Origin of the sequence: Streptomyces sp. NPDC002044 (assembly GCF_040296725.1) — a bacterium.
GTDB classification, from domain to species: domain Bacteria; phylum Actinomycetota; class Actinomycetes; order Streptomycetales; family Streptomycetaceae; genus Streptomyces; species Streptomyces antarcticus.
In genome coordinates, this window is sequence record NZ_JBEOXU010000245.1 from 1 (window position 1) to 5,857 (window position 5,857).

The following is a 5,857-nucleotide window of genomic DNA, read 5'->3' on the forward strand; positions in this document are numbered from 1 at the left end:
TGGGTTTTTCATCCGTCTCCAATCCCCCCCCCCGGTCCCCACTGCCGCCGGCCCCGGCCCCCCCCCCGCCGGCCCCCGGCAGCGGCCTTCGCACCCGGTCGGACGCGCGGTCCTCAGACGCGGCGCCAGCGCGCCATCGCCCAGGAGAACACGCCGAACAGCACGAGCCCCACGGCGACCGCCACGAGCAGCCACGGGCCCGCCGGCGTCTGGGTCAGCGCACGCAGGGTGTCGTCCATGCCCTTCGCCTCCGCGGGGTCGAAACGCACCGCCGCGTACACGACGAAACCGCCGGCCGCGGCGAAGACGATGCCGCGGGCCACCCCGCCCAGGACGCCGAGGACGTCGACCGCCTTGCGGACCCCCGGGGACACCCCGGTCATCTCGAGGTGCTTGCGGAAGGTGCGCCGTGCCGCCTGAACGGCGATCACGACACCCGCGACGCCGATCCCCAGACCGACCGCGCCCACCCACCAGGGACCGCCGGGCAGTTCCATCGCCTTCGACGTCATGTCCCGCGACTGCTGGTCGCCGGACTCGCCCCCGGAGCCGGCCGCGAACGACAGCACCGAGAACGCGATGACCCCGTAGAACACGGCCCGCGCGGCGGACGCCAGCCGCTTGGAGGTCTTGCCGCCGTCGGGGCCGGCCGCGCCGAACACCGCCTCCGACAGCCGCCACAGCATCATGCAGACGAGCCCGATACCGACGGCCCACACGAGGAAACCGCCGAACGGCTTCGCCGCGAGTTCCTGCAACGCGCCCTGGCGGTCCGCCTCCTGGCCGCCCTCACCGAACGCGATGCGGACGGCAAGGACGCCGACGAGTACGTACAGCACTCCGCGCGCGATGAGCCCGCCCCGGGCCGCGATCTTCCGGCCCGTACCGCCCCGGGACGCGGTCCGGACGCCTTCTCTCGCCACTCCACCCCTCATGGCGCTCAGACCTCGCCGCGCCAGGCGCCGGTTTCGACGCCTCGCGTCTCGATGAACACCTTGAAGCGCTTGAGGTCGCCGGCGACCTGCCGCTGGACGAAGCCGAGCTTGTCGGCGGCGTTCTCCGCGAGACCCTCGGGGACCCAGTTCATGTGCAGGTCGATCCGCGTGGTGGTGGCGTCCACCGGCTCGAAGGTGACGAGTCCGGCCTGGCGGGCCTCGCCGTCCACGGTCATCCACGCGATGCGCCGGTCCGGGAGCTGCTCGGTGATCCGCGCGTCGAACTCCCGCTCCACGCCGTTCACGTTCGTCACCCAGTGCGTGAGCGCCTCGCCGCGCTGCTCGATCCGCTCCACGCCCTCCATGAAGGCGGGGAACTCCTCGAACTGCGTCCACTGGTTGTAGGCCGTCCGCAGGGGGACGTTCACCTCGACGTGCTCCTCGACGTGCGACATCGTGAATCCTTCCCTCGTGGCCGGTGCGTCCGCGGCCTCCAACAGCGGGGCCGCCTGCCGGACGCTTCGAGCACGCGGGTACCCGGACGCGATTGCTCCATGCGCCCGGGGTCCAGGATGCGCAATGCCGCCCTACATCGGGTCCATGCCGCGGTCGTCGATCCGGCGCTCCTGCTCGCTCTGCTCCTGGAGGCGGCGGGCCTTGTCGCGCAGCCGCTGCCGCTCGTCGGCGTCGGTGGACCGCTCGGCCGCCGCGTTCAGCTCCTGTGCCTTGGCCCGCAACTGCCCGGACCGTCCGTGGGATTCGCCTGCATCGCTCATGATCGCTCCTTGGAACCGTGGGGAGAGCGGGCGCAATCAGAGAATCAGCACGGCCGTCCGCGCGCATCTCGAACCGTCACCGAGCGTGATGCTCCCGTGCCGGGTTCGTGGCCGGAGTGGTGGTGAGGGTGAACAGGGCGCCGTCCGGGTCACGCAGCGCGACCCACCGCTCCGAGGCGTTGGAGGTGACCTCGGAGACCGTGCGGCCGCCCAGCGCCACGGCCGCCTCGACCGCCGGCCGGAGCCGGGGGACGCGGAAGTGCACGTGCCAGCGGGGCCGGGTGTGGGGGGTGTAGGCGGCCCTCTCGACCGGGCCGCTGCCCAGCCGGGCCACCGGCTCGCCGGCCTGCCGCAGGACCACCTGATCGTCCTCGTAGGAGACCTCGCAGCAGCCGGCGCGGCCGGTGGCCCACTCCAGCACCGTGCCGTAGAACATCGCCGCGTCGAACGCGTCGCGCGTACGCAGCTCCAGCCAGGCCGGGGCCGGCCCCCGGCCCACGCGCCAGTCGGAGGAGACGGTGCCCTCCCAGATCCCGAAGACCGCCCCCTCCGGGTCGGCGACCAGGGCGGCCCGGCCGCCGGACTCGAAGGAGACCGGGCCGACCGCGATGGTGCCGGTCCGCTCGCGGATGCGGTCCACGGCGACATCGGCGTCGTCCACCGCGAAGTACGGGGTCCACGCCACCGCGACCCCCAGGTCCGCGGCGAGCGCGCCGATGCCCGCCACCGGCACCCCGTCCAGCTCGGCGACCGAGAAGGCGGCGCCGAGCCGGGCGTGCCGGTAGGTCCAGCCGGCGACGGCGCCGTAGAAGCGCTGGGACGTGCCGAGGTCGCGGGCCATCAGGCTCACCCAGCACGGAGCCCCGAAGACCTCCCTCGTAGACAGCCTCACCGCTCGCTCCGTCCCTCAGGGGCCCCGGACTCATTCTGGTCCCATTCCGGACGGTCGTCACGGTCGACCGCGGCCACCGCCCCGTCACCACCGGTGAGCGCGGCGCCCCGGCAGCCGGGCGGCACACGGGACGGGGCGTGACCGGGCGGGCGGCGCCGGCTCCTGAACCGGTCGAGTCCTCGTCCGGGGCGCGCAGCCGCTCAGACCACCGTCACCGGGTGGCGCACGACCGCGTCGAACAGGTAGCCCTGCGTGTTGTGGACCGCCGTCGCCGGCTGTGTCCGCCCCGTGGCGTCCGTGGCCCGCGCCAGCAGCGCGGCCGGACCCGTGGCCCGCGGGGTCCACGGCAGCGACCAGCGCACCCACCCGCCCCGGCGCGGCGCGTCGTGGAGCCGGGCCCGCTGCCAGCGCGCGCCCCCGTCGGTGCTGACCTCCACCCGGTGCACCGGCGCCGCGCCCGACCAGGAACGGCCGGTCAGCAGCCGCGTACGGTGCACGGGGAGCGTCGCTCCCGCCTCCAGCTCGAAGGCGCTCTTGAGGGTCTGCCGGGTCAGCGGGGCACTGCCCTGCGGGGGCTGACCGGGCCCGAAGAACCGGTACAGGTCCGTGTTCCACGGCGTGTACAGCGGCTCGGCGCTCACCTCGATGTCGCCGACCCACTTGACCGAGGAGATCCCGATCCAGCTCGGAACGATCACCCGGACCGGTCCGCCGTGGTCGGGCGGCAGCGGCTCGCCGTTCATCTCGTACGCCAGGATCACGTCGTCCAGGGCCTTCGACACCGGCAGCGGACGCCGCACCCGCCCCAGGTTCACCCCGTTCGTGACCACCTCGTCGTCCAGCCCCCGCGGCAGCACGTCGACGGCCGCGCGGGTCACGCCCGCCCGCCGCAGCACGTCGGAGAGCCGGGCGCCGCGCCAGCGGGCCACGCCGATCGCGCCGAGGGTCCAGGCCGTGCCCGTCACCTGCTGGCCCTGCTGGCTGCTGTAGAAGCTCCGCCCGTTGCCCGCGCACTCCACGAACAGCGTCCGCTCGACCGCCGGCAGGGACCGCAGCCGGTCGTACGAGAACTCCACCGGGCCGCCGGCCAGCGCGTCGCCCCACACGTTCAGCCGCCAGCCGGACGCCTCGATCCGCGGAGTCGAGGTGTGGTTCCGTACGAAGAACCGGTCGACCGGAGTCAGCGGCCCGGTACCGCGCAGCGAGGCGAAGTTCGTCTCCGCGTTGGTTCCCCGCACGGTGAACAGCTCCGGTGGCAGCGGCTTGACGATGCCCGGCGGCGCGACCGCGGCGGCGGTCCCGGGGCCGGGGGCCGCGGCGGCTCCCTGCGCGGCGGCTTCGGCGCTGCCGGCCGCGCCCAGGCCCAGGGAGCCCGCGGCGGCCCCCGCCGCGAACAGCCTGAGCAGGTCGCGGCGGTCCACCCCGGCGGAGCGGGCGCGTCCGCGCGCCCACTGCCGCAGGCGGGCACGGTCGTACTGGCTCTCGTCCGACAGGTCGAGGGGCATGGCGGGACACTCCTTGGTCGCGATTCCCGACGGACCGTAGAAGCCCGCCCCCACCTGCGGGAACCTTCTCGCCACGATGGCCACGAACCTGCAACACGGCCGCAATGACGGACCCGATTACCGCTGCGCAGCGGCGTTCGGCAGGATGGGCCGCATGACCGAGATCCTCACCCCCCGCCTCATCCTGCGCCGCTGGCACGACGACGACCTCATCCCCCTTTCCGAGATCAACGGGGACGCGGAGGTGATGCGGTGGATCGGCGACGGCTCGGTCCTCGATCTGGACCAGACCGCCGAGGACCTCGAGCGGATGGAGGAGGAGTGGGACGAGGAGGGCTTCGGCCTGTTCGCCGTGGAGCTGCTCGGTTCCGGCGAGCTGATCGGCGTCGTCGGCCTCTCGCTGCCGGAGTACCTGCCCGAGGTCATGCCCGCCGTCGAGATCACCTGGCGCCTCGGCCGCCAGTACTGGGGCCAGGGCTACGCCTCCGAGGCCGCCCACGCCACCCTGGAGTTCGCCCTCCAGGACCGTGGACTGGACCGGGTCGTGGCCATCAACCGGGCCGGCAACGACGAGTCCGAGAACGTCATCCGCAAGCTCGGCATGGTGGCCGAACGCGACACCACCCACCCGGCGTACGGCCACCTGCTGCAGGTCCACGGGATCGACCTCACCGAGTACGAGGCCTGAGCCCGCCGGCCACCGCGGGCCGGGCCGGCGCCTGACAGGACGCCCGGGCGGCCGCGCGCATCGGCCGATCGGACGACCCCGGGGTCGTCCGGTCCGCTCCCGGGCTCCGGCCACCGGGCGGACCGCCCGGCGCCCGCCGCGGGACCACCATGGACCGGGGGAGAGGAAGGGCGCAGGCGGCCCTCCCGCCCCGGAGCCGAGAGGAACCCCATGAACCCGCACGACCGACCGCTCCTCGACGCCGCCCGGCGCGGCGACCCCGACGCGGTCGCCGCGGCGCTCGCCGCGGGCGCCGACGTCGAGGCCCGCGACGACCAGTTGCGCACCCCCCTGCTGCTCGCCGCGCTCGGAGACCACACGGACGCGGCCGCCCTGCTCCTCGCGGCCGGGGCCGATCCCAACGCCCCGGACTCCCGCGCCGACAGCCCCTGGCTGGTCACCGGGGTCACCGGCAGCGTCCGCATGATGCGCCTGCTGCTGCCGGCCGGCCCCGACCTGAAGCAGCCCAACCGGTTCGGCGGGATCTCCCTCATCCCCGCCGCCGAGCGCGGACACACCGCGTACGTGCGCGCCGTGCTGGAGGAGACCGGCATCGACGTCGACCACGTCAACCGGCTCGGCTGGACCGCCCTGCTGGAGGCCGTGATCCTCGGCGACGGCGGTCGGCGCCACGAGGAGATCGTCGCGGTGCTGCTCGCGGCGGGCGCCGACCCCGCGCTCGCCGACCACGACGGCACCACCCCGTACGAGCACGCCGTGCGCCGCGGCTTCGACGGCATGGCCCGCCTGGTGCGGGCGGCGGAGGAGGAGCGGGGGACCGGCCGGTGAACCCCCGCGCACGAGACTCCCGTACGGGACTCGCGGCGCTCGCCGCCGTCCTGCTGCTCGGTGCCTGCGCCGGGCCGGGGGAGGCCGCCCCCGGCACCTCCGCCCCGGCCCTCAGCGCCCCGGCCCCCGCCGCCCCGGCGCCGTCCGCGTCCGCCCCGCTGCCGGCCGCCGCGGCGACGCCCCCGGGCACGCTCCTGACCGCCGACTTCGGCGCCGGCACCGTCACCTTCGTG

At 74.8% G+C, this 5,857-nt stretch carries 7 protein-coding genes and 1 pseudogene; 3 read left to right on the forward strand and 5 right to left on the reverse strand.

The genetic code is table 11. The features are described from left to right. Positions 1-113 precede the first annotated feature (113 nt). The 5 genes from ABT106_RS30745 to ABT106_RS30765 all read right to left on the reverse strand — a co-directional run bounded on the left by ABT106_RS30745 (position 114) and on the right by ABT106_RS30765 (position 4,108). Positions 114-935 (reverse strand): DUF1206 domain-containing protein, encoded by an 822-nt coding sequence (locus ABT106_RS30745; protein ID WP_351284013.1) that lies wholly within the window; start codon positions 933-935, stop codon positions 114-116. Between the two features lie 5 nt (positions 936-940). After that, positions 941-1,390, reverse strand: coding sequence for an SRPBCC family protein (locus tag ABT106_RS30750; protein ID WP_351284015.1), 450 nt, complete (start codon positions 1,388-1,390; stop codon positions 941-943). A 132-nt stretch (positions 1,391-1,522) separates the two neighbouring features. Further along, positions 1,523-1,711, reverse strand: a complete 189-nt coding sequence (locus tag ABT106_RS30755) for a DUF6381 family protein (protein WP_351284017.1) — start codon at positions 1,709-1,711, stop codon at positions 1,523-1,525. 76 nt (positions 1,712-1,787) lie between these two features. Continuing rightward, the gene (locus tag ABT106_RS30760) at positions 1,788-2,552 is read right to left on the reverse strand and encodes a VOC family protein (RefSeq protein WP_351284026.1); all 765 of its coding nucleotides are present in this window, start codon (positions 2,550-2,552) and stop codon (positions 1,788-1,790) included. A gap of 251 nt (positions 2,553-2,803) precedes the next feature. After that, positions 2,804-4,108 (reverse strand): sulfite oxidase, encoded by a 1,305-nt coding sequence (locus tag ABT106_RS30765; RefSeq protein ID WP_351284019.1) that lies wholly within the window; start codon positions 4,106-4,108, stop codon positions 2,804-2,806. 154 nt (positions 4,109-4,262) lie between these two features. Between ABT106_RS30765 and ABT106_RS30770 the strand changes: the two genes are divergently transcribed. The 3 genes and pseudogenes from ABT106_RS30770 to ABT106_RS30780 form a co-directional block, all read left to right on the forward strand. Next, positions 4,263-4,796, forward strand: a complete 534-nt coding sequence (locus ABT106_RS30770; RefSeq protein WP_351284021.1) for a GNAT family N-acetyltransferase — start codon at positions 4,263-4,265, stop codon at positions 4,794-4,796. Positions 4,797-5,006: 210 nt separating this feature from the next. Continuing rightward, complete coding sequence (locus ABT106_RS30775; protein WP_351284024.1) at positions 5,007-5,624, forward strand: ankyrin repeat domain-containing protein; 618 nt, start codon at positions 5,007-5,009, stop codon at positions 5,622-5,624. After that, positions 5,621-5,857 (forward strand): annotated as a pseudogene (locus ABT106_RS30780) (hypothetical protein); the annotation flags it as partial. The gene ABT106_RS30775 and the pseudogene ABT106_RS30780, both read left to right, overlap by 4 nt.